This window comes from Robiginitalea aurantiaca (assembly GCF_030380815.1).
Lineage (GTDB): Bacteria > Bacteroidota > Bacteroidia > Flavobacteriales > Flavobacteriaceae > Robiginitalea > Robiginitalea aurantiaca.
In genome coordinates, this window is sequence record NZ_JAUDUY010000005.1 from 128608 (window position 1) to 154159 (window position 25552).

Sequence of the window (25552 nt, forward strand, 5' to 3'; positions counted from 1 at the left end):
TTGTTGATTACAGATTTATGGCACTTTAAGAATGGAAATCATCGAAGTGAGACGAACAACTGGGATTTAATTTTCCACCCTCCGGTTTCCCGTGTCCACATGGCCGAATAGTTGCCTCCGACAATAGAATGAGTTCCCTTTGAAGGATCGTATCCCTTCCAGGTTCCCGTTTCCCACGCCAGGCCAGAAACTTCATTAACAGTAATTTCTGAAGGGGTTCGGACCCAGTACATCTGACTATCCTCGCCCTGGGCAATGTAACGCCTTAAAGCCTCCTTTCCGCTTAGCAGGGTTCCCGCCCCTGTGGTCGTAAGCACATCCTCTGTGAGAAAGGAGAGCACCCTTTCATGATCGTAGGATTTCAGCGCTTCATTGGAAGCCATTCGCAAAGTCCTTATCGCGATTTCGTCATTCTGCGCCTTTAACCCGTGAACATTGCAGAGGGTAAAAAGGATGAGTAATGGGAAGAGGAAACGTGTCATTTTGCAGGTTCTTTTTCCAGGAGATACTGATTGACCCGTTGCCAGGTTTCTTCAAACAATTCTGCACGAAGGTCATCCGCATCAGAATTCAAAAACAGGGCTATGGTCAGCGGGCGTTCCAGCTCGTGGTACACAAAAGTCCGTGTACCGTTCCAACTGCCGGAGTGGAAAGCGGCATCACCACTTCTAAACCACCCCATAGCGTAGAATATGGCTTCCTTTTCCCAAAAAGAAAAATCCGATAAAAAGGAATAAAAACCATGATCCCGTGGAATAGCCATGGTACTGCGGGCAAAGACCAGGGAATGCATTTCGTCACTGAGCAATACCTTATTCCTGAGGGCGTTGTCGTAATTGAAGTAGTCATTTACACTCGTGTACAGGGCACCATCGCCCACTACGCCATTCATAAAGTACCCATCCTTACGTGTCCAACTTCCACTGCTGTCTTTTTCATAACAAAAGGCGCGTTGGTCGATTGCAACGGGATCAGCAAGATTGTAAAATGTGGTGCGCTCCATGGCTGCAGGTTTGAAAACCTGCTCTTTGGCAAAGGTTGCGAATGGGGAGCCACTAACTTTCTCGACCAGAAGGGCGAGGACCAAATACGCCGTATTGGAATATGCCCAGCTGGAACCCGGAGGGAACAGAGGTTCCGGATTTGTTTTGAGCCATTCGAGGACATCCTTATTTTCGACGATGTTAGACCGATCCCAATCCTCCATAAAGGCGGATTCATAGTCTGCAATTCCGGAGGTATGGTTCATCAGGTTTAGTATCGTAATCCCTGCAAAAACCGGATACGGCCAATATTGGGTCACCTGGTCGTTTAGGGAAAGTTTTCCTTGATCCGCCAGACGGAGCATGCACAGTGCCGTAAACTGCTTACTGACTGAAGCCATCCGCATGTTTGTGGATGGGGTAATCGGGGCTGCATCTTCTATGCTGCGCAGTCCAAATCCCTTACCGATGAGTTCTTCCCCCTCGTAGGCGACCAGTATTGCTGCCCCGGGACCATCCGTGGCAATTTTCGAATGAAACAGGGAATCGATCTGCAGCCCGAGTTGCTCCTTTCGCTCTTCCAAAGTTTGCGCTTTGTTGTCCGAAGGGGACTTACAACACAGGAAGGTGAGGGCTAACAGGAAGACCAAATTTTTCATAGAAGTGGTTTTAACACATGGTAAGATACCACCAAATCTTGATTATATTCGTAACGATCAGACCAAAACCAAGCAAATGAAATCCAATTTTACCTCAACCTTCTTCCTTCTTTTTATTTCCTTTTCAGGCCTCGCACAATCCGATACATCCGTATTCGAAAACTTAAAATTTCGATTTATCGGCCCTGAAGGGAACCGCGCCATTGCCATTGCCGGGGTGCCCGGAGATCCGATGATCAACTACATAGGTGCGGCTTCCGGCGGGTTGTGGAAAACAACCGATGGCGGCCTCGGCTGGAAACCCATATTCGATGAGCAGGAAGCCTCTTCCATTGGTGCTGTCGCGATTGCACCTTCCAATCCGGATATCGTATGGGTAGGTACCGGCGAGACCTTTGTTATTCGGCCCGCACATGCCATGGGAGATGGAATCTACAAATCCGAAGATGCGGGAAAAACATGGATGCATATGGGTCTGGAGAAAACAGGCCGGATCGGTCGCATCCTCGTGCATCCGACGAATCCGGACATCGTTTATACCGCTTCCCTGGGTCATACCTATGGTCCGCAGCAGGAACGCGGGGTGTATAAAACTACCGATGGTGGAAAAACATGGAATCGAATCTTCTTCACCGATGAGGGGACCGGAGCAGCGGAACTCGCAATGGACCCGAACAACCCGGATCGGCTGATGGTAGGCATGTGGTCCATACACATCAATACCTGGGGCCTGCGCAGCGGGGGACCGGGCGGCGGCGTTTACCGTACCCTGGATGGAGGTGCGACCTGGAAAGCCCTGTCTGAAAACGGACTGCCCGGAGGGGCCGAAAACCCTGTGGGAAAAACGGCTGTCGCAATTGCGCCTTCAAATCCGGAGGTAGTCTATGCCCTCTTCGAAATTGAAAGCCCGGCCCTGTACCGGTCTGAAGATTTTGGAGAAACCTGGACCCTCCAAACCCGGAATCACGACATCGCCGAGCGGGCTCCCTATTATACCCGCATGGCCGTTTCCCCTGACAATCCGGATGAAATCTATATCGCCAGCGTAAAGTTCAGCACCTCTACGGACGGGGGCAAAACGTTTAAAAGCGGCTATAGCGCCGGAGGGGATAATCACGATATCTGGCTGGACCCCGCCAATTCGGACCGGATGATGGTCGCCCATGATGGTTGCGCCAGCATAACGCTGAACCGTGGAAAAAGCTATCAGCGGGTCGTATTGCCTATAGCGCAGATGTACCATGTTTCGGTAGACGACCGCATCCCTTACAACGTATATGGGAACCGTCAGGACGGGTATTCTTACATGGGGCCGAGCAATAGCAGGCAGGGGTATATTCCACTGGGCCTGTGGAAGGGTGTAGGCGGATGCGAAAGCGGGTTTGCGCAGCCCGATCCCTTTGACAATGACATCATTTGGTCCGGTTGTTATGACGGAGGCCTGGAGCGGTATAACCTTAAAACCGGCCATGCCCGGGACGTACGCGTATGGCCTGAAGCGGGTTACGGATGGGAGCCCGGGAAACTAAAATACCGCTGGCACTGGAACTTCCCACTTTCTTTTTCTCCCCATACCCGCCACCGGGTATATGTAGGCAGCCAGTTCGTGCATAAAAGTGATGATGGAGGACAGAGCTGGCAGGTAATCAGCCCGGACCTCACTTTGAATGACAAAACACATCAGCAATCCTCAGGAGGAATTGCCATTGATAATTTAATGACCTTCGATGGTTCCGTACTTTTTAGCATTGAGGAATCGGCCCTGGAACCCGGCCTCATCTGGACGGGCAGCAATGACGGGCAGGTTCAACTCACCCGGGACGGTGGAGCCAATTGGGAAAACGTGACAGCGAACATCCCCGGCCTCCCTGCCTGGGGCACCATTGCCAATATTGAGCCATCGCGCTTTGCCAAAGGCACGGTGTATATCTCGGTGGATCTGCATCAGATGGGGGACTTTGATCCCTATGTCTATAAAAGCGAGGATTATGGTAAGTCCTGGAAAAAGATCAGCCAAACGGTCCCGAAATCCGTCCATAGTTTTGTGCATGTGGTCAAGGAGGACCCCAAGCGACAGGGTATGCTCTATTTAGGAGTTGATAATGGGGTGTATTTTTCGACGGATGATGGGGCAAACTGGACGCGCCTGCGCAATAACCTGCCTCCGGCTCCGGTTTACTGGCTGGAAGTTCAGGAGCGATTTGATGATTTGGTAGTGGGGACCTACGGCAGAGGTTACTATATACTCGACAATATTTCACCCCTGAGGGAATTCGATGTAGATGCTGCTAATTCAGAGGTACACTTATTCAGCGTACAGCCCGCCTGGCGGTTTCAGAATCAGCAAGCCATTAAAACCGACGGGCCCAGCCTGAATTCCGGGCGGAACCCCGCCTATGGAGCGGACATAAACTACTATCTCAAGGACAGCACAGATCAGAAGGTGGAAATTCAGATCCTTTCAGCCTCCGATGAACTTATTCGAACCCTGGAAGGAAGTAATGAGGCCGGGGTCAACCGTGTGATGTGGGACCTGCGCTACGAACCCACCTATAAACCCAAACTGCAAACAACACCCCCGGGTCGCCCCTGGGTGGAACTCAATGGTGAGGGATGGCGTCCCCTGGTCACCTGGGACCTCGATCTGATGCGCGGTCAGTATGGGCCGAGAGCCGTGCCCAATACCTATAAAGTCAAATTGATAGTAGGGGAGCAGGAATACATTCGCGAAGTTGAGGTTCTCAAAGACCCCTCCTCCGAGGGGACCCTGGAAGACATTGAGGAGCAGGTGGCCTTTTCCCTTGAGTTACGCGATGCCATGAATACGGCAGTGCTGATGATCAATGAGATGGAGGGTATCCGGGCCGAACTCGATTCGATTATCCCGCAGCTGACAAAAGCAGAGGACCTTCAGAAGGCTGAAGACCTGCAGGACCTGGCCGAATCCATTTCTGCCACCCTTTACGATATTCAACTGACCGGAGCCAGGGAAGATGCCTTCAGGGCCCCGATGAAACTCTATGGAAGGCTGAGTGCCCTGGCCAGCGACATCACCGGTAAGGGGTCCGATTTTAAACCCACGGACCAGCAGCGGGAAGTCTATGCGATTTTTAATGAGCGCCTACAGGCCGTGGACCAGAAATTCAACACCTTTATGAAGGTGGAGGTCCGCAAACTCAATACTCAGTTGAAAAAGTCGGAATTGCAGATCAAAGGAGGAAAGAAGATCAAGTCGTGATGGGCAACACCAGGCACAGGTAATCTGTTTTCCCTGCGCAGGGAATCCCCTTTTTCTGCCATGCAGCCTATCCCGCCAGAGTCGTTAAGGACTTTCGAAAAAGTCCGTATACGGGCGATCTGGGGTTATTAAGACTATTGCCTGTATTTGCCGAATATCGGCTGGCCCGGATACTGGTTCGGTACGGTTTTTCCCTGATCCAGAACCAGGACCCCGCCTACCATAACGTAGGTAACTCCTTTTGAAAATTTAAGCCCGCCATCAAAGGTTGCGCGATCGCGAATTGTTTCGGGATCAAAAATCGTGATATCTGCATCAGCCCCTTCCTGAAGCCGGCCTTTTTGGAGCATGACCGGAGCGATGTCCTCCAGTATTTTTGCGGGGATCAGCGTCATCTTTTTAAGGGCCGACATCAGATCGAGCGTTTGGTCTTCGCGCACATATTTCCCCAAAACCCGGGTAAAGGTTCCTGCCGTCCTGGGATGGGCCAGAGGCGCGTACATCATGCCGTCAGAAGCAATGGCGATTCCCTCGGCGCTCAATCCCTTTGCGATCCACTCCGGTTGCATCATGTGCATGATGACAATCCCTCCTTCTTTTCGATATGCCTCATAGGTATCCTTGTTCAGGCGTTCCCCTGTGGCTACCCATTGCAGGTCTTCATAATCCATCCCGAGACGCTCCTGCCACCCCGGATTAAACATGGCACTTTCAAGTGCCGTAGAAGCGGCGGTATAGGGGTAAACCTCAGAGGTAATCCGATACCCCTGATTTTGGGAGTCCTCCAGCATTTTAAGGGCAAGTTCAATATTCCCGAGGGCCATGCTGTTCAGGTGGACGATGTGCAAAGGGGCACGGGTTAGCATGGCGTTTGAAAAGGCTTCCTGAAGGCCGCTCATATCCGGGGTACGCACATGTGTAAATAACAAAGTGCCGGACCTGCCTGCCATTTCGTATACCTTGTAGAGCTCTGTCGGGTTAGTCTGTGGCAAATACCCTATGGGAATGCCAATGCCAATGCCTCCATCCTTCAGGGATTCCTCGATGTTTTCAAGTGTCTGGCGCATCTCCGAAGCGTCAGGAACCTCTGTATAGGAAGGCGTGATCTGGTTTATGGTATTTACCAGAGTATAGGCATTATCTCCGGATGGGTCCCTTAATTTATCTGCCTCTTGCCTGTATTTCTCTAATGCCCTGTAGCGCTCAAAAGGCCAGCACACACTTGCTCCATAATTGATCAGTGCTTTGGATTCCCTTTGGCCATACCATGCCTTCAGAGGGCCAATGCCCCATTCCAGTTCCAGGGCGGTGGTCAGGCCATCGTGAAGCTGGTATTCCTGTTCGGTATTGCTTACCCCATGTACATGCAGGTCAATAAATCCCGGAGACACTACCATGCCGGTAACATCGATTGTGCGTTTGCCGTTGAGGACCTCTGTGGATATGGACGCAATTTTACCACCGGATATCCCAACGTTGTGTACGCCGTCCAGGCCGGTTTCCGGATCCATTACCCGCCCTCCGGTGAGTACAAGGTCAAATTCGGACTGCCCATAGACCGAATACGAAGCGCAGATCGCGCAACAAAAAATGTAAAAAATGTACTTCTTCATTTGTTATGTTTTTAGAGCCAGTATCCACTGATTGAGGTCACCTTTGTTTTATTTTAAGGATGTCAGGAGTTCAGAACTTCCAAAACCCGATCCGGTGTAAAAGGCATATGGCGCAGTGGTTTCCCGGTCAGCTTTAAAAAGGCATTGGCTATGGCACAGGCTACCATAGGGGTTGCGGTCTCACCCACACCTTCCGGATGCATCTCAGAATCTATGAGGTAGGTTTCGATCGTATCCGGGATCTCCTGCATCCTGAGCAACTCGTAGGTGTTGAAATTCTTTTGTTGAACCCGTCCCTTTTCAATGGTGATTTGTTCCTTGAGGACACTGCTCATCCCCATGAGGATACCACCTTCCATTTGCGCCCTTACGTTGTCGGGATGAACCACCACGCCTGCATCCAAGGCGATCCAGAAATTATGAACCCGGATTACCCCGGTGTCCCTGTCGATGGAAATTTCGCAGATACCGGTCCCGAGAGATCCGTGTTCTACAAAGGCGACTCCTTTCGCCCGTCCCGGCAGGGTCACTCCATTCCAGTCGGAAAGCTCAGCGGCTTTTTCCAAAGTGGCCAGTGCCCTGGGTGAATCGGACATTAATTTGCGGCGAAAGGCCACAGGATCTATCCCCTGATCATGGGCAATTTCATCGATTGTACACTCTATCGCAAATTTGTTGGGGCCATGGCCAACGGCCCGCCAGTGTTTTAAACGTATGCCATTTGAGGCTTCTCGCCATTCGGCGAGCTGGTTGGGAATGTCGTAATGATCATTGGCCGCTCCACTGGCTACCAAATTGCCCCCATCCCCGACTACACAATGCGAAAATGAGATGAGTCGGCCCGCGGAATCCGTACCTGCCTCAATACGCTGTAAAGACAGGGGGCGGAAGGCTCCATAGGTAAAGTCGTCCTCCCGGGTCCACATAAGTTTGAGCGGGCGGGGAGCTACTTCCCTGGCAAGCAGAGTGCATTCTTCTACAAAATCATTCATACTTCTGCGCCCAAATCCTCCGCCCAGATATTGCAGGTGAACATTCACCTTTTCCGGGGGAATGCCGAGAATCGTGGGCACCCCGAGTTTGGTGTCCGGCCCCTGCTGGCTTCCCACCCATACGTCAGCACTCTGGAGGTCGGCAGCAACCTGTACTACGGCATTCAGTGGTTCCATCTGTGCATGACAGACGTAGTCGTTCCTGAAATCAGCTGTATAGGTTTTGGAAGCTTTTTTCATCGCAGCGGCAACATCGCCTTTTTGGATCAGGATTTTACCGGGTTTTGTTTTTGAGGCCATCTTTTCATAGACCTCATATACTTCCTGGGAATTATGGCTGGATGCCGCGGAAGTGCTCCAGTCGATTTTGAGGTGTTTTTTTGCCTCCAACGCCTGTTCCAAAGAACTTGCGATAATGCCAATAGCATAAGGGAGTGTCACAATCTTCAATACCCCATCCATTGTCCTTATTTCGGATTCGTTGGTCAGGGTTGGTGTGGCGCCGTGCAGATTCCCCCGTTCCATTACCCCGTAAACCATATCAGGCAGTCGAATATCTATTGCGAATTGGGCACTGCCATCTACTTTGGCGGGAATCTCCGTTCGCGGAATTACCTTGCCAACGAGTTGGAATTCCTTTGGGTGCTTCAAGTCCCCTTCTTCGATTTCAGCCAATGGATCAGGGAGTTCCAGAAGAGGGACAAGGGAACCGTAGTCCATTTGGCGTTTTGAACCCGCGTGTGTCACGACCCCGTTTGCGGTCGTTAATTCATTCAGGGGGACATCCCAGTGCTTTGCGGCGCTGTACAGGAGTACATGTCGCGCCTGGGCTCCGGCTTTTCGCATGACTGTATAGTAACTATTTGTGGTGCGACTACCGACCGTAAACATCAGTTTTGTCCCCGGCCTCCAGCCCTCACCCCCGTAGATTTCCGCTTCCTGAGGCGCGAATTCTACGCGGACTCTGGACCAGTCTGCATCCATTTCTTCGGCAAACAGCAGTGGTAGGGAAGTCATGGAGCCCTGGCCCATCTCGGCGGCTGGGTTGTATACGGTCATCTCCCCATCCTCTGATAAACGGACCCATGCAGTCAGGGATTCCGTTCGGGCAAGGGTCGCCATCTGCTTTTGATCGGAACAGGACACAAGTTGGGGCAACAACCCCGAGGCCCCTATAAATAATGCGACACTCGAAGAGGTCTTCAGAAATTGCCGCCTGTCGATATTCGGATTGGAAGGCTCCATGGTATTTAACTTTCTTTCTGGGGTTGTTGTTCGGCAGCCAGCTCAACGGCCTTTAAAATGCGCATATAGGTTCCACATCGGCAAAGCACACTGCTCATATAGGATTTGATTTCCTGACGACTGGGATTTGGGTTTGATTCCAGCAGGGCAGCTGCCTGCATAATCTGGCCGGACTGGCAATAGCCGCACTGAGGTGCCTGGGCTTCGATCCAGGCGCGCTGTACCGGGTGGTCCCCGGACTCAGAAAGCCCTTCAATAGTGGTGATGGATTGATTCTGAGAAACCGCTTCGATGTTTAGGACACACGCCCTTACGGGCTGTGAATCGATGTGTATGACACAGGCTCCACAAAGGGCAATTCCACATCCATATTTGGTTCCTGTAAAGCCGAGGTGTTCCCTTAAAACCCAAAGCAGGGAGGTCCCCTCAGCTACCTCAACGCGGTGTACTTTTCCATTTACAGTTAATGTATAGGCAGGCATGTTCGTATTTCTTTGCCTTAAGATAGTAAAAATGGCATTTCCAAGGCGCACTCTGCGGGCCGGCCAGGTTATCCGTTCCATAGATTTACGCATACCCCCGCATACCCAGGTGTTTGGCGGACCTGTAAAAAGTAAAAAAGCCTTCTATACAGCTTTGTACAGAAGGCTTTTAATGGATTAAGATTCGGTATTAAGGTACCAGGACGGCATCCGCGCACTTAAGTCTTCTAAAGCAAAGCTTAGGAGGGTCTGCGATGCCAATTACAATCCAAACCGGTATTGCAGCCCACCGAGGAACTGTTGCCTGCCGGAGGAGAACCCGTATTCCGCGCGGATCATCCAGCTTTTGTTCAGCTGGAACTGGCTGCCCAACGTCAGGCTCCACATTTTGGCCTGAGCTTTATCCAAAGTATAGTCCAGTGTGGAATTTCCCGCATTGTCAACGGCATCCTCGGCTGTAACCAGGACACGCCCTGCCAGGTCCAGTTTGGCCTGATTGGCCTCCCTTCTTACGCTGTTCACCGGGTTGGCCTGTTCGATAGGGGTTAGACTTTCCCACCAGTCATCCAATTCTACCTGGGCTTCGCCTACCTTTTGCTGGCCTGTGGCGATTTTGGTTTCCCATTCTTCAATAGGAAGTGCATCTCCCAAAGGCAGGGATCCCTTGGTATCCCGATTTACCTTGATCCGGAAACCACCCACCCAAACGGAAATATTCCGTTCGGGTTTTCCGAGTTGGAAGGTTTTTCCGATTCGGGGATCGAAGATAAAGGCAAAAACCGGTTTTTCCTGTTTGTCAACATCGGTCCATGTAAAATTCATATCCATAGCAATCCATCCGCCAAAAAAGCCCATGGTGGGGGTAAGGCCAAGTCCGAAGGTCTGGCTTTGGAAGGTTGGGCTGGTCTGAAGGGAGAAGAGTTCTTCCCCCTCCCCAATACCGGGGATTCGAACACTCACATCCACATTGGTATTGGATTCAGCCCGGGCGAAAATGGCGTAGACATTCAAAAATGGCAATAACCAGACATCCGGCCGGATATTGATTCCATAGGAATCGGCTGTGGTACTGTTGAACCGGATGAGTTCGTCCACATTGATCAGTTCCCCTCCATTAAAACCTATGGCCACATTGGAAATGAGTATATCTGAACTTTGCTGGAGATAGTTTACCCCAATCCCAGCGGAATAGGGAAGGTCAAATCCCCTGTCCTGTACTTTTTGCCCCCAGATGGGAAGTATATAGGGATAATCGGCTTTATCCGATTTATCTTTTTTTAGATCGGCATACACCTGTGCCCGGCCGATCGTTGTAACAAAGAGAATGACCAAAACCAGCAGTAATTGCTTTATCATAGGATAGAACTTAACATGAATTCGTATTCGGTCTAATGACCAGGGCAAAAGTACTGAAGTATTCGTAAACCTTCTTCCGGGATTATTCAATACCTTTCCCACTTGAAAACGCCTTTATGAAGAAATCGAGACTCTTATTCGCCTGCGCGCTATTTTTAACGGTACAGACTGCTTCTTCCCAGGTGTTAATTTCCCTTCTTTTCGGCGATAAACTCAATTCACCGAACATAGAATTTGGGTTGGAAGGCGGGTACAATTTTGCGCAGATGGGGGCTTTTGAAACCAATAAACGACTTACAGATTTCAACCTGGGATTTTATTTTGATATCCGATTGAAAGATGCCTGGAAAGTCTATACCGGAGTCCTGGTTAAATCTAAATTGGGAGTGGACCAGCTCACCGAAGCAGACCTTTCCCTTCTGGAAATTATCCCACAGGAGGAAGACGGTAATTACGCTCAGTATATTAATAATTTCCTTGTCCCCGCACTGATCAAGTACGAATTCCCGAGCCGCATTTATGCCGAGGCAGGTCCACAATTCGGGTTGTTATACAAAAGCTGGGTACAGTTTGATTCCGATGTGGACGGAGAGGAAACCCGGATTAAAATCGAAAACAAGGATATCCTGAACAGGTTTGAAGTTGGGGGTGTTGTCGGAATGGGGTACCGCCTGAAGCCCGGAAAAGGGATTTCCCTTGGGGTAAAATACTATCAGGGATTTACCAATGCACTCAAGGGAATATCCGGCAGCCGGAATAATTCAATTTACCTTAAATGTACGATTCCCATTGGAGCGGGTAAGACCAAGGAGGCCGATTCAGATTAGTTTTAATCGCATGAACATCACATCTTAAAGCTTGGGAAACGGCCAATTGACCCTTACCTGAGCCAGGAAGTACCGAATACGATATAGAAAGCGAATTCTTCCCCATTACCCAGGGCAAAGTCTGCCCCCATATGAATCCCGAGAAGCCGGGCGACTTTATACCGAAAACCGGTTCCCACCGTATAGGCCCAGTCTACCTGCCCGAAATCTGAAAAATCAGGAAAGGCCTTACCTCCTCCGAAAAAGGCCAGTACAGACCACCTATTGTATACATTGTACGTCCATTCGGTTTCCCCCAGCATCGCATTATCACTTTGGTACCTCAGGGCCGGTATTCCCCTTAGGGAGAGAAAGGGATAGGCGTAGAAAGGAGCTTCCCCCAGCAGGTAATTCCCCTCGAAACGCCAGGCGGAATTAAGTCTTGAAGTCACGGGTAAATAGCCCAGAAAACTCGTATTCAGAGTGGTGAAATCATCGGAGGACCCCAACCATTTTGCACTGTAATTCAGGGAGACCTGGGCGTTGATGCCTTTAAACGGCGTAAAGGCATTGTCCCGGCTGTCGTAGGTGAAGGTGGGTTTGATGGAGCTGATCGTGGAATTTGAATTGAGTCGTTTGAGGATTTCGTTGATGATGGGTTGTCCGGGGATGGTGTCAAAGGAAACATCCGTTTTGAAGTAGGTGTAGGAAGCCCCGGCATAGAATTTGGATTCCCCCAGACGGACTTCAGCTTTTTGAAGGATTACCCAAGAATCCAGATTTATGCCTACTGGGTTTTCCTCCAGGATTGGATTGTCATTTCCATAATAATCGATGCGAACATCCGGTTTGAAAACCGCGGTCATTGTGCGGACCCGGTTTTCCCCGAAGATATGCCTGTGAAATACACCTGCCCCCCAGGTCTTATTTTCCGTGACAAACCCTGCAATTCCCGATACGCTGGGCGGTACGTAGCTTTTATATTTCTTTTTCGATTTATGAAAATACAATAAGGCGGCTCCCCCTCCGTAACCTACTGCAGGTTCTGTGATGGGGATGATTACCGGGAGCACCCCATTGGCTTCCAGCAGGAATTGACTCAGATCAATCGCACCGTCCTCGGGATCTTTAAAACTTAATTTCTTTTTCTCACCCCCGCCTGCAGTTGTGTCCACCTGTCCGAAAGCGTATACGGCTGATAGCAATATCAGCCCCAGAAGGAGCATAAGGGTTTTTGGAATTGGCATTCACCTAGCAATTTACAGAAATTTATGTTCCAATGCAGATTTTATAAAATGCCGGAAACCGCTCAGTGAAGGAGGGTACAAAGGCTCCCTACTGTGTAAAGCATGGAATTGCATAACTACAAATACATGGGATTGCGAGACTCGGCCCCCTAAAAAATAAGATTACAATTCCTCAGTTCACTCCCCCAGATACTGTGAATATGAAAAGAAATATAAGGCAATGTAAAAATTTTGATAATTCTGCGAATCTGAACATCCATAGCACTTGTTTCAACGTAAAAGTACCGGACGAGAACCCAACACTAAAAAGCGTAACACTTAAATGAAAATGTTCAGTAATTCCCACCCTACTTCTGTAAAATCCAAATCACCTCTTTTTAAGGGGTTACAACAACGAATTCAAACTTTTTTTGACACAGCAGATGCCTGGCGCATCTTTGTTCAGGGCAGTACGCTGGTTCTGCTTTTTGGGGCCGTCAATTTGGTGTTTGTGCTGCAATCCGATTTTGAGCAGTACAATATCGGACGCATGAGTACTACTTTTGGATTTGCCTTTCTGGTAATCTCCGGAGCTTTGTTTCTTTTTAAGGCCTTCTATTTCCTTTTCATCCTTTATCGCTATTTTACCTACAAAGCCGTCAGTTCTGTTTCTGATGAGCAATTACCTACAATTACGATTATCATACCCGCCTACAACGAAGGGCAGCAGGTCTATGCCACTTTAAAGAGTCTGGCGGCCAGTGACTATCCGCATGCAAAAATCCAGATGATTAGTATCGACGATGGTAGTAAGGACGATACCTGGGTCTGGATGCAGAAGGCAAAAGAGGAACTTGGGGACCGCGTAGACATCTATCAGCAACCAAAAAATATGGGGAAAAGACATGCGCTCTACCGCGGATTTAAACTCGGAACCGGCGATGTATTTGTGACCGTTGACAGCGATTCCGAAGTAGATCAAAACACCCTTCGAAACCTGGTCAGTCCCTTCGTGACCAATTCAAATTGTGGTGCTGTTGCAGGGAATATTCGTGTACTGAACCTGAAAAAGGCTTTGTTGCCTAAAATGCTGGATGTCAGCTTTGTTTTGAGCTTTGAATTTGTGCGTTCTGCTGAGAGTACTTTGAATACCGTGTTGTGTACTCCGGGTGCCTTAGCGGCTTACAAAAGGGAAGCGGTTTTCAATTGTCTGGACGCATGGATTAACCAGACGTTCATGGGACAACCTTCCGATATTGGCGAGGATCGCGCCATGACCAACATGATTCTAAAGCAAGGTTACCATGTATTGTTCCAACGCAATGCCTTTGCATACACCAATGTTCCGGAAGGGTTCCGCGGACTTCATAAAATGTTTACCCGATGGGGCAGGAGTAACGTCAGGGAGAACATACAAATGGCGAAATATGTCTTTACCAATTTTCGCCAGGGCTCCAAAGCAGGTGCACGACTGCTGTTTATCAGTCAATCCCTGAAAATTGTGATGTGTTACCCCTTACTGCTGCTGATGCTCTTTTTCGTAGTTTCCCATCCCCTGTTGTTCCTGAGCTCAACGCTGTTCAGCATTCTGGTGGTTTCTACCTTCCCGGTGATTTTTTACGCCAGAAGATACACCTTGTCCGAATCGTTCTGGGCCTATTCCTACAGCATCCTTTACACTTTTGGTCTGTTCTGGATTACCCCATACGCGATCGCAACAGCCAACAAAAGCGGCTGGCTTACGCGCAGTCTGCCGAACACATAAGGATTAGCCAAACCTTAGTAAAGGCGATGACACAAGTGGGGTCATCGCCTTTTTTTATTCATGTGTGAATTAATTTTCTTTAAAGGCTTCATTAACAGGCCTTAAAAGCCCTCCGCGCATTACATGGGTTATGGATCTGAAGTGAGCGGCATTTGCTGAAGGATCTTTTTCAAGAACGATAAGGTCTGCCATTTTACCGACTTCCAGCGTACCAAAGTCATCCCCTCTCTCCATGGCAAGGGCTCCATTCCGGGTGGCCATGGAAATAATATCTGATGGAGGGATGCCCGCCTCTTGCATAGCTTCCAACTCGTCGTAGATCGAAATGCCGTGAAGTGTACCCGGATTTCCAGCGTCCGTGGACAGTGCTATGGGAATCCCTGCCTCGTAAACCTGTTTCAGATTGGCTGCCATGATCGCTTCCATTCCTGCGAAATAGTCCGATTCCCGGGCAACATCGGCTTCATACGTCTCCGGATTGGGGTAATACTTAAAGAATAAATGCCCCGAATTGATCATGTCTTTGGTTTGGGCATCCACTGCGCCGTTCGGATCATTGACTGTAAAATTATTCTGAAGGGCCTTGGCAGCATTGTTATACCCCCTCAGGACCACAAGGGTAGGGCAGTAGATTACCCCCGCTTTTTTGGCGAGCTCTATAAATTCATCATCCAGAGGTTTATCATCCACACTGTGGACCAATACTTTTGCTCCAAGGCGAAGGGCTTCTTTGGCCTGGTCCAGGGAGGTGGCGTGGACGATGAGTTTGTTATTTTGTAACCCGACTTCCTCCTGTACGGCACGCAGGCTGTTCATAAAAACCGAGTCATTCAGGGCAATCATCCAGATTTTGATCCCCGTCGCGCCCATTTGAGAATGTTTTTTTACCCGCTCCCTGCCGAGTTCTGGGCTGGTAAGCTGAATGAGTTGTTTGCCTTCAGCGGTGTTGATGATTTGGAGGTTCTCCTGAGGCACCGGGGTGAGTAACGGGCCCGCCGCGGCCACATGTGGGGCATTTAAATTCTCCTCAGCGGATGCGGGGAGTTCCAGGCTCCATTCATAACCGCCAACATCATAAACAGCCGTTACACCAGAGCGCAAATAAGCTTCGTAGTAGCGGTCTGGGTTTGCAGAGAGGTATTTCTGAACGGTTTCGTAAGGGAGGGTATCCCTGAGATCCAGGGCATCCGGACGACCGTCGAAAAAACCGGTTTGTCCAAAATGCACATGGGCGTCAACCAGCCCGGGAGTAATGAATTTGCCAGAGAGGTCGATCACGTCTGCACCTTTGGGAATATTTGTTTCGCTGTCTCCCATCTCGACGATCCGCCCCTCCTGAATAACGACAATACCTTTCTCAATCCGTTCCCCATTTCCGTCAAATAGTGTAGCGCCCTGAAGGACGGTAGTTGGTATTTGAGATTCAGGGGCGGAGTTGCATCCGATGCACAGGGCGAGGATGGGCAACCATTTATGTAAACTTCCAGTCATAAGTATGTGAATTATGTTTTCGTATTTTCTAATTGGCGCCCCTTTATTCTAAAGTCCTCACCTATAAAGGACAATAGAGAATTATTAACCTCCTGCTTGGCATCTTTCAGAGCTCAGCCAGGCGGTTCCCAAAAGCAGTCACTTTATCCCAGTTCGTGTATTCCTTCACGGTACTGGGGTCCGTGGGGCCTTTGGTCATCCACATGATCAACCGAATCATGGTCCGATCAAAAAATGAGTATTTGGGGTATTCCAGCATTCCGGCAAAGGTTTCTACCATATCGGGCTTCCAGCTAATGGTTTTGAAAAACTTGACCACATAGGGATTGGTTTCCGGGCTGCTTTTTTCCGGTTTCCGCGCTACCAGGTTCACTGAGAAAAAAGCGGTTCGCTTGGACTCCAGTTCAGGTTGTTTTGTGTTGATCAGCGCTATGATTTTTTTATCGTGGACTCCATAGCGAATACTCGCCCCCAGAATGACCCTGTCGTAAGGGGTAAGATCTCCATCGAAGTCCTCTATGGAAATCAGTTCTGCTTCCTGCTCATGTGCCTTGAGTACCTCGATAAGTCTTTGGCAGATCTTCTTTGTGTGCCCGTCTACAGTTGCGTAGATCATTGCGGTTTTGGCTGGCATATTCAATCCAACTTTATATGAGAAATGAAACAGGGTAAGGCATCGCGGAACCCCGGGGAATTACCTCAGACACCTTACCCTTTCTTTGTAAAAAGTTTTTATTCCGTTTCCGGCGACAACATCTTGTATACAAATCCCGCCAGCAGCGCTCCGACGATCGGGGCTACAATAAAGAGCCATAACTGGTCGAGTGCCCAGCCTCCGGCGAAAAGTGCCTGACTGATACTCCGGGCAGGGTTCACGGAGGTGTTGGTTACCGGGATGCTGATTAAATGTATCAACGTCAGGCCAAGGCCTATGGCCAGGCCTGCAAAACCCTTGGGAGCTTTGGAATGCGTGGCTCCAAGGATAATGATCAGGAACATAAATGTCATTACAATTTCGGTCACCAGCGCAGCGAGCATGCTATATCCGTCTGGGGAATGGGCTCCATAGCCGTTGGCCGCAAATCCGCCCAATTCAAACCCCGCCTTTCCTGTTGCGATGACATATAAGATGGATGCGCCGGCAATCCCACCCAGTATTTGTGCCCCGATATAGGGGAGTAGGTCTTTTTTATCAAATCGCCCCCCGATCCATAAGCCGATACTGACCGCCGGGTTTAAATGACATCCTGAAATGTGGCCGATGGCGTAAGCCATGGTCAAAACCGTTAACCCGAATGCAAGTGCGACACCTGCAAACCCGATGCCTAATTCAGGGTAACCTGCGGCGAGTACGGCACTACCGCATCCTCCAAGGACAAGCCACAGCGTGCCAATAAATTCTGCTACTGCTTTTTTCATAATTTTAGTTTTATGGTTGGTTATGGTTTTAAAGGTAAGCAACTCGACAATAAATACTAATTCGTGCCCCCTGTTTTTCCAAGGATGCCTCCTGCTGACCAGAATCCCACTTCAGCCCTTGAGTTCTTTTAACCGCTGGATGGCATTGGGGTTTTGAGGATATAATTCGAGGGATTTCTCAAAGTTCTCTATAGCTTTTTCCCTGTCTCCTAAAAAAAGATATGCCTCCCCCAGGCTGTCAAACAGATTGGCAGAATTTGGATAGCGTTGTGTAGCAAATCGCAGGACGTTAATGCCCTGTTCTGCATTTTCCGGATCAAATACGAGCTGGAGTCCCAGGGTGTTCAGGGCATTCTCAGGCAGGTCCAGATCCGGATGTTTTTCTTTGGTGGCCTGATAGAGCGCTTCCAGGTTTTCGTAATTCCGTTGTGATGCCAGCTCATTAAAATCCTGAAAACGAAATGGCTTTTTGGCAGCCGACTTAAACCTGATACTGATCAGGCCTTCCGCCAACCCGTTCTGAACCGGGTTGTTTCTAAGGAAGGACAACGCCCCCGGATCACTTTTCAGATAGGCATCTAAAAACATAAGTGCATAGCGTGCTACCCATTGGAAGGATTCCATGATTTCTAAATCGCTTTTGTCCTGCCGTTTATCCCTTTGCTCAAAAAGCACCCCAAAGGAACTGAAATAAGAGTGCGTTAAATTGTGAAATTTAAGGCTGTACGCCTCACTTTTCGAAATACTGTCATAGAATATGAACTTTGAATTCAGCTCAGGGTTTATGTCATCGGCTTTGAGGACTGACTCCGGGATTTCCTTCTGTGCCATATGAAGGTAGGGAACATCAAACCTGTCAAGATCGAAAAAGGGGGATGAGCGGAGTAGCTCTTCCCGATACCGCTCTGTTCCATCCAGGCTGACGATAGCCTTTATACGCCGATTCCTCATTTGAACCACCACATTGGCCAACCCCCCGAAACTAAATCCCATGGTCCCGATGGAATTCAGATCTGCTCCGGGGAAATGGGAGGCTTCCGCGATCAGGAATTCCACATCCCTAGCCTGGGTTTCCATTTCCCTGGAATCCGCTGCCCTAAACCACCTGGTGTCCGTTCCCCTGCTGGGGCTGGATACAACGAGGTAGCCATGACTGGCCAGGTACTCGCAAAGGGCGAAGTTTTCGACAGACGCTGCCTGGTAACTCGGAGCATAGAGGATGACAGGAAAGCTTCCATCTGCGGGGTCCAGATTGCGGAAAGCCTTCGTTTCTTCCTTTAAGTGACCCTGGTTGGAAGGGGTATTGGTGTAGTAAAACCAATTCAAAAGTTGCTCATCCGGCAGATGTTCCCATTCCTCCTCCTCCTTTAGTATTTGAAAATACGTTAAAACCTCAAGGGGTTTGGACCCCGTTGCCTTTTGATTGGCGGGATACCATACGCTAACAGGTATAGGCCGGGGGATGAATTCATTGGTGTACGCGTAGATTCTTTTGTAGGTCCTTGTGCTATCCACTTTAGTGTAGTGCGCGAATCCAACCTCATACGGCCCGTACTCCAATCCGATGTCCTTAAGTGAGGTCTGGCCGAAACCCGGATTTATAAGGGTCAGTAAGACCAGTATTAAAAGGTAAGACGGCCCCTTATAAATCAGTTTTAAGTTTGCTTTTCCTGGTATATACATCATCTTTTTATAACGGGTTTGTACCTGCAAATACCCGGACAAAAATCAATCCGTGATTGCCCATAGGATCGAACTATTTGTTTATCCGATTGTACTTCTGAAGCGTTTTAACCAATAAATCATGGGGAAGGGCATATGCCTTATTTCCGTTGATCCCTTCCATGGTTTCTGCAGCCACCATGGCGTTGATAATCGCTTCCTCAACGGCCTGTACGGTCGCTTCAAAAACAGGCATGAGCTGGTCGTTGGACATGGATGCTACCCGCGTGGTCTCTTCCCGGCTAAATGCATTTTCATTTGCGGTTGAAAAGGCGAGAAAGATGTCCCCTGAACCATTGCTTCCCCGGCCCCCTACGATCCCTATCCCAAGCGGAATTCTTTGGGCAATGCGCTTTAGTTGATGCGGCAGGAGGGGGGCGTCGGTAGCTACAACGACGATGATCGAACCATCTCCTTCTTGTCTCCGGGATAGGGGTGGGCCGTTAAATTCGTAATTCAGGGTGTCTTTTAATTCAATGCCCACGGGTACACCCGCAATCGAAAGATTTCGCTTAGCTCCAAAATTAGATTGTACCAAAGCGCCGAGGGTATAGTTGGAATTCCCAACCGAAAACACCCTGGAGGAGGTGCCGGTGCCCCCTTTAAAACCCAGGCACATCATCCCCGTACCTCCACCAACATTTCCTTCTGCGATCTTCCCTCCGGAGGCATTTTCAATAGCCTCAAGAACATGGGTCTCCGTTACGTGGAAGCCGTAAATATCATTCAGGAAACCGTCATAGGTTTCGCCTACAACCGGGTAGGTGTACCACCAGTCTTCGCCTTTGTACCAGTCTGTATCCACATACCATTTCAGGACGGCATCCCTGACAACTCCAACACTGTTCGTGTTGGTAATCATTACCGGAGTTTCTAAAAACCCGGATTCGGTAACCCAGGTAGTACCGGTCATTTCTCCATTGCCATTGAGGCTGTACCAGTTCGCATACACCGGACTGAATTTTTTAGCCCTTCCCCTTGGGAAAATTGCGGTTACACCTGTTCGTACCGGCCCTTTACCCAGGGTATTTGTACCTTCCCCGGACAGGATTGTACTATAGCCAACCTCTAAGCCCTCGACGTCCGTAATGGCATTAAATTCCCCTGTTTCCCCTTCGAATGGAACGCCCAGGTCCCGCGCCCTTGGTTTCTGGCCAAAGCCATATGTAGCTACAAGAAGAAGGGCGAAAAGGATGTGTATTTTGTTCATTACGAGTGGATTTTTAGTTGAGGTTTGAAGCGAGGAAGATTGGAAATGCTATTTCCCCATTTTGCCTTACCGCATTTCTGAAAGTACGTTTATTTCCCCATGTTTTCAACTTTAAAAATGGCATTTTGTTTAAATCATAGAAGCCTAACTCATTGGTGTTCATGTGCAACTTTTCAGCTCCTGCCATACCTCTTTATACAAACTCCTGAAAAATCCTTCGCTTTTTTTACAAAGATTTTGACTACGGATCCCCTGAGCAATGGGGCGTCTGGCATATCTGCATGCGATTGAAGGCGGATCCGGTGGTTTTCACGCTTCAGGACTGCGTATATTTCGTCCATGTGAATTCGCTAAATCCGACGTGTTTATGGTACCAGGCTGCGTTCCGTTCAATGTTTGGGGAAGGAAGAACAGGCGCAATATGTAAGAATTCCGATTTCATGAACAAATACCAACAAATTCATGAAATCTGTGGTTTTCTTCATAGTACCAGATTAGTTGTTGGCCTCGTAAGTTTTTGAAGAATCTGCGAGTAGCCCGCGCAGCTCGTCTAATTCTTTCTGGGATAAGTGTCGCCATTTTCCAATTGAAACATCCAGATTAATATTCATAATCCGGTAGCGCTCCAATTGACGGACTTCGTTCCCCAGGTATTCACACATGCGCCGAATTTGCCGGTTCAGGCCCTGGGTAAGGATTATGCGAAACCGATATGTGTCTATCTGTTCCACAAAACACTTTCGGGTCACCGTGTCCAGAATGGGAACACCATTGCTCATTTTCTGCACAAAGGACTTTGTAACCGGGCGTTTGACCGTTACCAGGTATTCCTTTTCGTGATTGTTGCGGGCGCGAAGGATTTTATTTACGATATCCCCGTCGTTGGTCAGCAGAATCAATCCCTGACTGTCTTTATCCAGCCGGCCAATAGGAAAAATGCGCTCAGGGTAGTTTATATAGTCAATGATGTTATTTTTCTCCCGGCGGGTATCTGTGGTACAAACAATTCCCCGTGGTTTATTAAATGCCAGATAAACGGGTTTGGTTTCCGTACCGCCAATCAGTTTGCCGTTTAATCGAATTTCGTCTTCGGGGGAAACCTTGCTTCCCATTTCGGCAACCACACCATTTATCGTCACTCGCCCTTGCTCGATAAGCTTGTCGGCTGCTCTTCGGGAACAGACCCCGATTTCACTAAAGTATTTATTGATACGGACCAATTTTTTATCTTCCACGGCGTATTGAATTCTGTATTACTTTGGCAACCTGTTCTTGACCAATGCGATCTGACCCATATGATTTGCGGAGTGTTCCATAACATGATACCACACATAATGGTTGTTTATCCCCTCCTCTATATTCGCATCAAACCAGGCATCATCTTTGGCCCTAAGGCCTTCAAGGGTTTTTATTCGAACCTCATTCCATAGTTCAAGATAGTATTCAATCGGCTTACCCTTTAGTTGTTCCCTTGTTTTTTCGTTCATTTCTCCGGCAATCATCCAAAAGGCTGCTTCTTCATCGGTCCAGGCACGTCCTTCCAATGTCTGAACCTGGTAGTAGGCCTCGTTGGCTGCAAGGTGCATGATGAGTGCTCCAATGCTATTGGCGTCTGCGTCGAATAAGTAATCGGTTTCTGCCTGGGTCAGATCCCGGGTCATTTCTTCGATTCTGCCTTTTAAATCTTCAAGCATGGCCACCATAGTGCCTATCTGAGGGGTGTAACCGGCCTCTGGCCGCAGTTCATTTTGCCCGTGCGATGCTGATAGTGAAACAAGGCATATCAGCAGGAAAATTCCTGTTTTAATGTTTTTCATTCAGTGCTGTTTAAAGGTATCGGTTCTCTGAATATAGTCTTCCTTTTGATCCAGTTCAGAAAAGGGGAATATAATGATTCCTGTGAGTAGTCCTGCCCATCTTAACTTTTGATTGTGTAATCTGCATTTTCCGGCATCTCCGCCCTTTGTGATTCAGGCCGCTTACAAAGGGATGTTTAAGGCATGTATGTTATACGCCCTTGGGTTTAAGGGAGGTTTCTTTTTAAAGGAAGTACTAATTTTGGGATGGATTTCCGCCAAAGCTAGGGGGGATAATAAACTGCTATAAAGCCCGGGTATATTCAATGTGTTGGCCCCATCCACTTTTACATCCAAAAGGTTGCTGGAAATCTGATGAATAAATTATGTCCTGACTAAAAAATTACCTCCCTATTTTTTGAAAACAACTTTCTCACTGACAACGTTTTTAAATTTCATGACAGCTATATAATACCCCGTAGGAAGGAATCCCATGTTGATCCTGTCACTATTGCCTTTTATCTCCTGTTGCAGGATCATATTTCCATTCATAGAGAAGAGCGTCAAAACACCAGAATCCTCCTGTTGTGGTTCTGAGGCTGTAATTACCATTTCCTCTTCAATCGGGTTTGGAAAAATACGAATGCTGTTGTCCTGATTTTTATAAGATGCGATTTGAATTGGCGTTCTTGCAGCTTGAGAATCCGATTTAGCCGCCCAAATAATTGCTTGGGAAATCATTGTCCTAAAATTAGAATTGTCCGTATAATCCGAAGCATTGTGTCCGAGTGCTGTATAAAAGGAATGGCCACCATCGTAATTCTTGAACCAGGTAATGGGTCTTGAGGCATCATAATTATTAGATCCCGTGGAACGGACATTCAATAATATAGTGTTACCCGGAAAGAGATAACCTCCGTTATCCTGCCAGTAATAATATTCCTCGTCTTTATTCCAGGTTGCACCCAAATGTGCTACTGTAGGGTGAGTCCCGACCACATCCATTGTGGCATTGGTGTTGTTCGCTGTATGTTTGATACCGCCTTGAACGATACCTCCTACCAGTTCGTTATACCAGGGCCAGGTTCCATCTCTATAAGTGTCAGTGGCTGCATGGATCCCCACAAAACCTCCACCATTCCGAATAAAGGTTTCAAAAGCTTCTTGTTCTGTGGAAGTTAGCAATCCGTTGCCACTAGTGTTAAGCCAAACCACTACATCAATTCCGGACAGATCTGTGTTGTTGAAAATTGCGCTATTCTGGGACTCGATAAGCGTCCAACCCAATGTTGAAGCGAAATCATTAAACATTTCTATTCCGGCTGGGATAGAGGTGTGTCTGAATTCATTGGTTTCGTGATAGACCAGGACGTTGAGCGCATCGGGATTGGCGATCTCCGGTTCTATTTGTATCGAGAGCGTTGTACTTTTTGGACAACAAGTCCCGTTTTCCCCGCCGTTAGCAACTATTAATCGGTCGCCAAAGACTTTAGCCGCCGGTGCCAATAGATTCGAGGGTAGTTCACATAATTCAGTCCATTGGTCAGTAATAGGGTCGTATTGGGTGACATCATCAAAAAAGAAGCCTCCCCGGCGACCCCCCACGATAATAATCTTATTATTATGCACCAATGTACCCGGCTCAAAATGCGACCGTGCTGAAGGCAGACTCGCCTTTCGGGTCCAGGTGTCGGTTATGGGGTTGTATTGATCCATAAAAGCTTGATCCTGTACACCATTATCGTGGCCATACTGTCCACCGATAGCGTAAATCATGCCATTAACAGCCGCAGCACTTAAGTGGTTCCTAGGATTAGGCATAGGGGCTGCCGCTACCCATCCTGCCCCCTGATTATTTACATCGAGAATATAATGTTCGCCTACATCAGTTACTCTGTCCGGGAGTAAGCCTCCGAAGAAATGGATCTTCCCATTGCTATAAGCAGCCGTCCCTGAACCCCTTGGATTGGGAAGGGGAGGGCCTTCAGACCAGCTGTCCGTAATAGTATTATATACCTGGACTTTGTTCGTGGCCACACCGGGATGGTTTCCAGCGAATCCTGCAAGTATCCAAATTTCATCACCAACGCCAACGGCTCCCATATGGGTAACAGCTGTTGGCATCGGAGCCCCTACGGACCAACTATTTGTGATTGGGTCGTAGATCTCGGTCTCAGCAGTTATTTTTAAACCTGACAAAAAGCCGGCGAGCACATAGAGTTTGTTATTTAGTTTTACGCTTTGTGCCTCAACCTTGCTAAGGTTTGAGGATGCCAATTGGTCCCACTGGCAGGGATCTGTTGGGATAATCACTTCACCATCCCCAAATATCTCAATTGCCGAAACTTTTGGTTGGTTTACCGAAGCCGAAAAATCAATAGTGAGTTCTCCGTCTGTAACAGTTGTCTCGAAAGACCTGGTTACAGCCGTCATAGGGTCAACTAATTCGTTTAGATCAAAGTCAGCAAGTACGGGTTGACCTTCAATGGAGACGTCAAAAACGCGTTTTCCTGTTCCCCCTTCACCTCCACCGGTAGCACCCCAATATATTTCAGCAAAATGCAGGACTACCCGATAATTACCTGTGGTGACAGGGATATTATAGCTAAAAGATCCCAAGTTACTGGTAGTGCTTCTTTCGCTGAGGTAAATCGCATCCTGCTGGGTATCAAGGATATCGGTGATACTGTTATTTACGAAAGATTTACCATTACCTTTAAATAGGTCATCGGCAAGGTATTCTGTTTCACCAAAGCTGACATTGCCACCACCACTATTAATGCGGAGCAATGCCGGGAAGGGTTCGTCATCAGGGACAACGGTGAACTGTAAACTCAGTGTACTCAATATATTCCCTGCTCCATTGCTTTCATCATAGGCAATTGCCGAGATGGTGTAGGACCCTGTCGGAAAAGGAACGCCGTTATACCCACCTTCCAAAGTATTGCCAAAGAGGGCATATGGAGCTGATCCTTCTATCTGATTTTGTGAAACAGGACCAGTAAGTTCGATGCCCACACTCCCAATTCCCGAAGGCGAAGCATTGGCTCGTATGCTTAAATCGATACCCTGGGTAACAGATACCGGGATTTCCAACCCTTCACTAAGTTCTAAAAGGTCGCTATTTGAAGTAGCATCAATAAGCGTAAAACTTGTTATTTCTGTTTCAACACTCTCCTCTACAGTGATTTCTATGGTAGTTTGATTTTCCAACCCTTCTTGATCGGTAACGGTCAGGGTTGCTGTAAAGATTCCTGCTGTGGTATAGGTATGGGAAGGGTTGGCAACACTTGCGCCATTGCCATCTCCGAAGTCCCAGGCGTAGGTATCAATACCGGAGTCGTCGGTGGAATTACTTCCTGTAAAACTCACATCCAAGGGCACATCGCCATTCAGAGGAGTAGCAGAAGCTATAGCAGCGGGAGGCAGATTACCGCCGCCTCCGCCAGGGACAATGGAGAACTGAATGCTGGTGACACCGATAATGTTTCCGGCTCCGTAGCGCCCGTCGTAGGCTGTTGCGGTGAGGGTATAACTACCTTCAGGAAA

The 25552-nt window shown here is 48.5% G+C and carries 18 protein-coding genes; 3 read left to right on the plus strand and 15 right to left on the minus strand.

Going from position 1 to position 25552, the window contains the following annotated elements; genetic code table 11:
• Positions 1-38 precede the first annotated feature (38 nt).
• Positions 39-482 carry a YybH family protein gene (locus tag QU605_RS11515; RefSeq protein WP_289725462.1) on the minus strand — a complete coding sequence of 148 codons (444 nt, stop codon included), beginning with the start codon at positions 480-482 and terminating at the stop codon, positions 39-41.
• Positions 479-1642 (minus strand): serine hydrolase domain-containing protein, encoded by a 1164-nt coding sequence (locus QU605_RS11520; RefSeq protein ID WP_289725463.1) that lies wholly within the window; start codon positions 1640-1642, stop codon positions 479-481. Before QU605_RS11520 ends, QU605_RS11515 begins: the two co-directional genes overlap by 4 nt.
• A gap of 76 nt (positions 1643-1718) precedes the next feature.
• Between QU605_RS11520 and QU605_RS11525 the strand changes: the two genes are divergently transcribed.
• A complete protein-coding gene (locus QU605_RS11525) occupies positions 1719-4880 on the plus strand; it encodes a VPS10 domain-containing protein (protein WP_289725464.1) in 3162 nt (1053 codons plus the stop codon).
• A 134-nt stretch (positions 4881-5014) separates the two neighbouring features.
• Here QU605_RS11525 and QU605_RS11530 read toward each other — a convergent pair whose 3' ends face one another.
• The 4 genes from QU605_RS11530 to QU605_RS11545 all read right to left on the minus strand — a co-directional run bounded on the left by QU605_RS11530 (position 5015) and on the right by QU605_RS11545 (position 10568).
• On the minus strand, positions 5015-6493 hold the full coding sequence (locus QU605_RS11530; protein ID WP_289725465.1) for an amidohydrolase family protein: 1479 nt from the start codon (positions 6491-6493) through the stop codon (positions 5015-5017).
• A gap of 62 nt (positions 6494-6555) precedes the next feature.
• Positions 6556-8730, minus strand: coding sequence for a xanthine dehydrogenase family protein molybdopterin-binding subunit (locus QU605_RS11535; RefSeq protein ID WP_289725466.1), 2175 nt, complete (start codon positions 8728-8730; stop codon positions 6556-6558).
• Positions 8731-8735: 5 nt separating this feature from the next.
• Positions 8736-9212 (minus strand): (2Fe-2S)-binding protein, encoded by a 477-nt coding sequence (locus QU605_RS11540; protein ID WP_289725486.1) that lies wholly within the window; start codon positions 9210-9212, stop codon positions 8736-8738.
• Between the two features lie 261 nt (positions 9213-9473).
• The gene (locus QU605_RS11545; RefSeq protein WP_289725467.1) at positions 9474-10568 is read right to left on the minus strand and encodes a hypothetical protein; all 1095 of its coding nucleotides are present in this window, start codon (positions 10566-10568) and stop codon (positions 9474-9476) included.
• Positions 10569-10684: 116 nt separating this feature from the next.
• Here QU605_RS11545 and QU605_RS11550 point away from each other — a divergent pair, with 116 nt between their 5' ends.
• Entirely contained in the window at positions 10685-11395 is a 711-nt protein-coding gene (locus tag QU605_RS11550) for a porin family protein (RefSeq protein ID WP_289725468.1), read from the plus strand.
• A gap of 53 nt (positions 11396-11448) precedes the next feature.
• Here the strand turns inward: QU605_RS11550 and QU605_RS11555 are convergent, their stop codons facing one another.
• Positions 11449-12621 carry a BamA/TamA family outer membrane protein gene (locus tag QU605_RS11555; RefSeq protein ID WP_289725469.1) on the minus strand — a complete coding sequence of 391 codons (1173 nt, stop codon included), beginning with the start codon at positions 12619-12621 and terminating at the stop codon, positions 11449-11451.
• Between the two features lie 328 nt (positions 12622-12949).
• Between QU605_RS11555 and QU605_RS11560 the strand changes: the two genes are divergently transcribed.
• Entirely contained in the window at positions 12950-14365 is a 1416-nt protein-coding gene (locus QU605_RS11560) for a glycosyltransferase family 2 protein (protein ID WP_289725487.1), read from the plus strand.
• A gap of 69 nt (positions 14366-14434) precedes the next feature.
• On the opposite strand, the gene QU605_RS11565 is transcribed toward QU605_RS11560, so the two are convergent.
• From QU605_RS11565 to QU605_RS11600, 8 genes are all read right to left on the minus strand, one after another.
• Entirely contained in the window at positions 14435-15856 is a 1422-nt protein-coding gene (locus tag QU605_RS11565; RefSeq protein WP_289725470.1) for an amidohydrolase family protein, read from the minus strand.
• 106 nt (positions 15857-15962) lie between these two features.
• A complete protein-coding gene (hemG, locus tag QU605_RS11570) occupies positions 15963-16490 on the minus strand; it encodes a menaquinone-dependent protoporphyrinogen IX dehydrogenase (protein WP_289725471.1) in 528 nt (175 codons plus the stop codon).
• 98 nt (positions 16491-16588) lie between these two features.
• Positions 16589-17275: an aquaporin Z gene (gene aqpZ / locus QU605_RS11575; RefSeq protein ID WP_289725472.1), complete on the minus strand. Its 687-nt coding sequence runs from the start codon at positions 17273-17275 to the stop codon at positions 16589-16591.
• A gap of 111 nt (positions 17276-17386) precedes the next feature.
• The gene (locus tag QU605_RS11580; protein WP_289725473.1) at positions 17387-18961 is read right to left on the minus strand and encodes an alpha/beta hydrolase family protein; all 1575 of its coding nucleotides are present in this window, start codon (positions 18959-18961) and stop codon (positions 17387-17389) included.
• A 70-nt stretch (positions 18962-19031) separates the two neighbouring features.
• A complete protein-coding gene (locus QU605_RS11585; RefSeq protein ID WP_289725474.1) occupies positions 19032-20207 on the minus strand; it encodes a DmpA family aminopeptidase in 1176 nt (391 codons plus the stop codon).
• Between the two features lie 494 nt (positions 20208-20701).
• Positions 20702-21442 carry a 23S rRNA pseudouridine(2604) synthase RluF gene (gene rluF / locus QU605_RS11590; protein ID WP_289725475.1) on the minus strand — a complete coding sequence of 247 codons (741 nt, stop codon included), beginning with the start codon at positions 21440-21442 and terminating at the stop codon, positions 20702-20704.
• 18 nt (positions 21443-21460) lie between these two features.
• Positions 21461-22024 (minus strand): mycothiol transferase, encoded by a 564-nt coding sequence (locus tag QU605_RS11595; RefSeq protein WP_289725476.1) that lies wholly within the window; start codon positions 22022-22024, stop codon positions 21461-21463.
• A 390-nt stretch (positions 22025-22414) separates the two neighbouring features.
• On the minus strand, positions 22415-25552 hold a 3138-nt coding region (locus tag QU605_RS11600), incomplete at its 5' end, for a ThuA domain-containing protein (protein WP_289725477.1).

Bases quoted from the DNA above. Each gene is read 5' to 3' on its own strand.
- QU605_RS11515 (WP_289725462.1), bottom strand. From the start codon at position 482: ATGACACGTTTCCTCTTCCCATTACTCATCCTTTTTACCCTCTGCAAT.
- QU605_RS11520 (WP_289725463.1), bottom strand. From the start codon at position 1,642: ATGAAAAATTTGGTCTTCCTGTTAGCCCTCACCTTCCTGTGTTGTAAG.
- QU605_RS11525 (WP_289725464.1), top strand. From the start codon at position 1,719: ATGAAATCCAATTTTACCTCAACCTTCTTCCTTCTTTTTATTTCCTTT.
- QU605_RS11530 (WP_289725465.1), bottom strand. From the start codon at position 6,493: ATGAAGAAGTACATTTTTTACATTTTTTGTTGCGCGATCTGCGCTTCG.
- QU605_RS11535 (WP_289725466.1), bottom strand. From the start codon at position 8,730: ATGGAGCCTTCCAATCCGAATATCGACAGGCGGCAATTTCTGAAGACC.
- QU605_RS11540 (WP_289725486.1), bottom strand. From the start codon at position 9,212: ATGCCTGCCTATACATTAACTGTAAATGGAAAAGTACACCGCGTTGAG.
- QU605_RS11545 (WP_289725467.1), bottom strand. From the start codon at position 10,568: ATGATAAAGCAATTACTGCTGGTTTTGGTCATTCTCTTTGTTACAACG.
- QU605_RS11550 (WP_289725468.1), top strand. From the start codon at position 10,685: ATGAAGAAATCGAGACTCTTATTCGCCTGCGCGCTATTTTTAACGGTA.
- QU605_RS11555 (WP_289725469.1), bottom strand. From the start codon at position 12,621: ATGCCAATTCCAAAAACCCTTATGCTCCTTCTGGGGCTGATATTGCTA.
- QU605_RS11560 (WP_289725487.1), top strand. From the start codon at position 12,950: ATGTTCAGTAATTCCCACCCTACTTCTGTAAAATCCAAATCACCTCTT.
- QU605_RS11565 (WP_289725470.1), bottom strand. From the start codon at position 15,856: ATGACTGGAAGTTTACATAAATGGTTGCCCATCCTCGCCCTGTGCATC.
- hemG (WP_289725471.1), bottom strand. From the start codon at position 16,490: ATGCCAGCCAAAACCGCAATGATCTACGCAACTGTAGACGGGCACACA.
- aqpZ (WP_289725472.1), bottom strand. From the start codon at position 17,275: ATGAAAAAAGCAGTAGCAGAATTTATTGGCACGCTGTGGCTTGTCCTT.
- QU605_RS11580 (WP_289725473.1), bottom strand. From the start codon at position 18,961: ATGATGTATATACCAGGAAAAGCAAACTTAAAACTGATTTATAAGGGG.
- QU605_RS11585 (WP_289725474.1), bottom strand. From the start codon at position 20,207: ATGAACAAAATACACATCCTTTTCGCCCTTCTTCTTGTAGCTACATAT.
- QU605_RS11595 (WP_289725476.1), bottom strand. From the start codon at position 22,024: ATGAAAAACATTAAAACAGGAATTTTCCTGCTGATATGCCTTGTTTCA.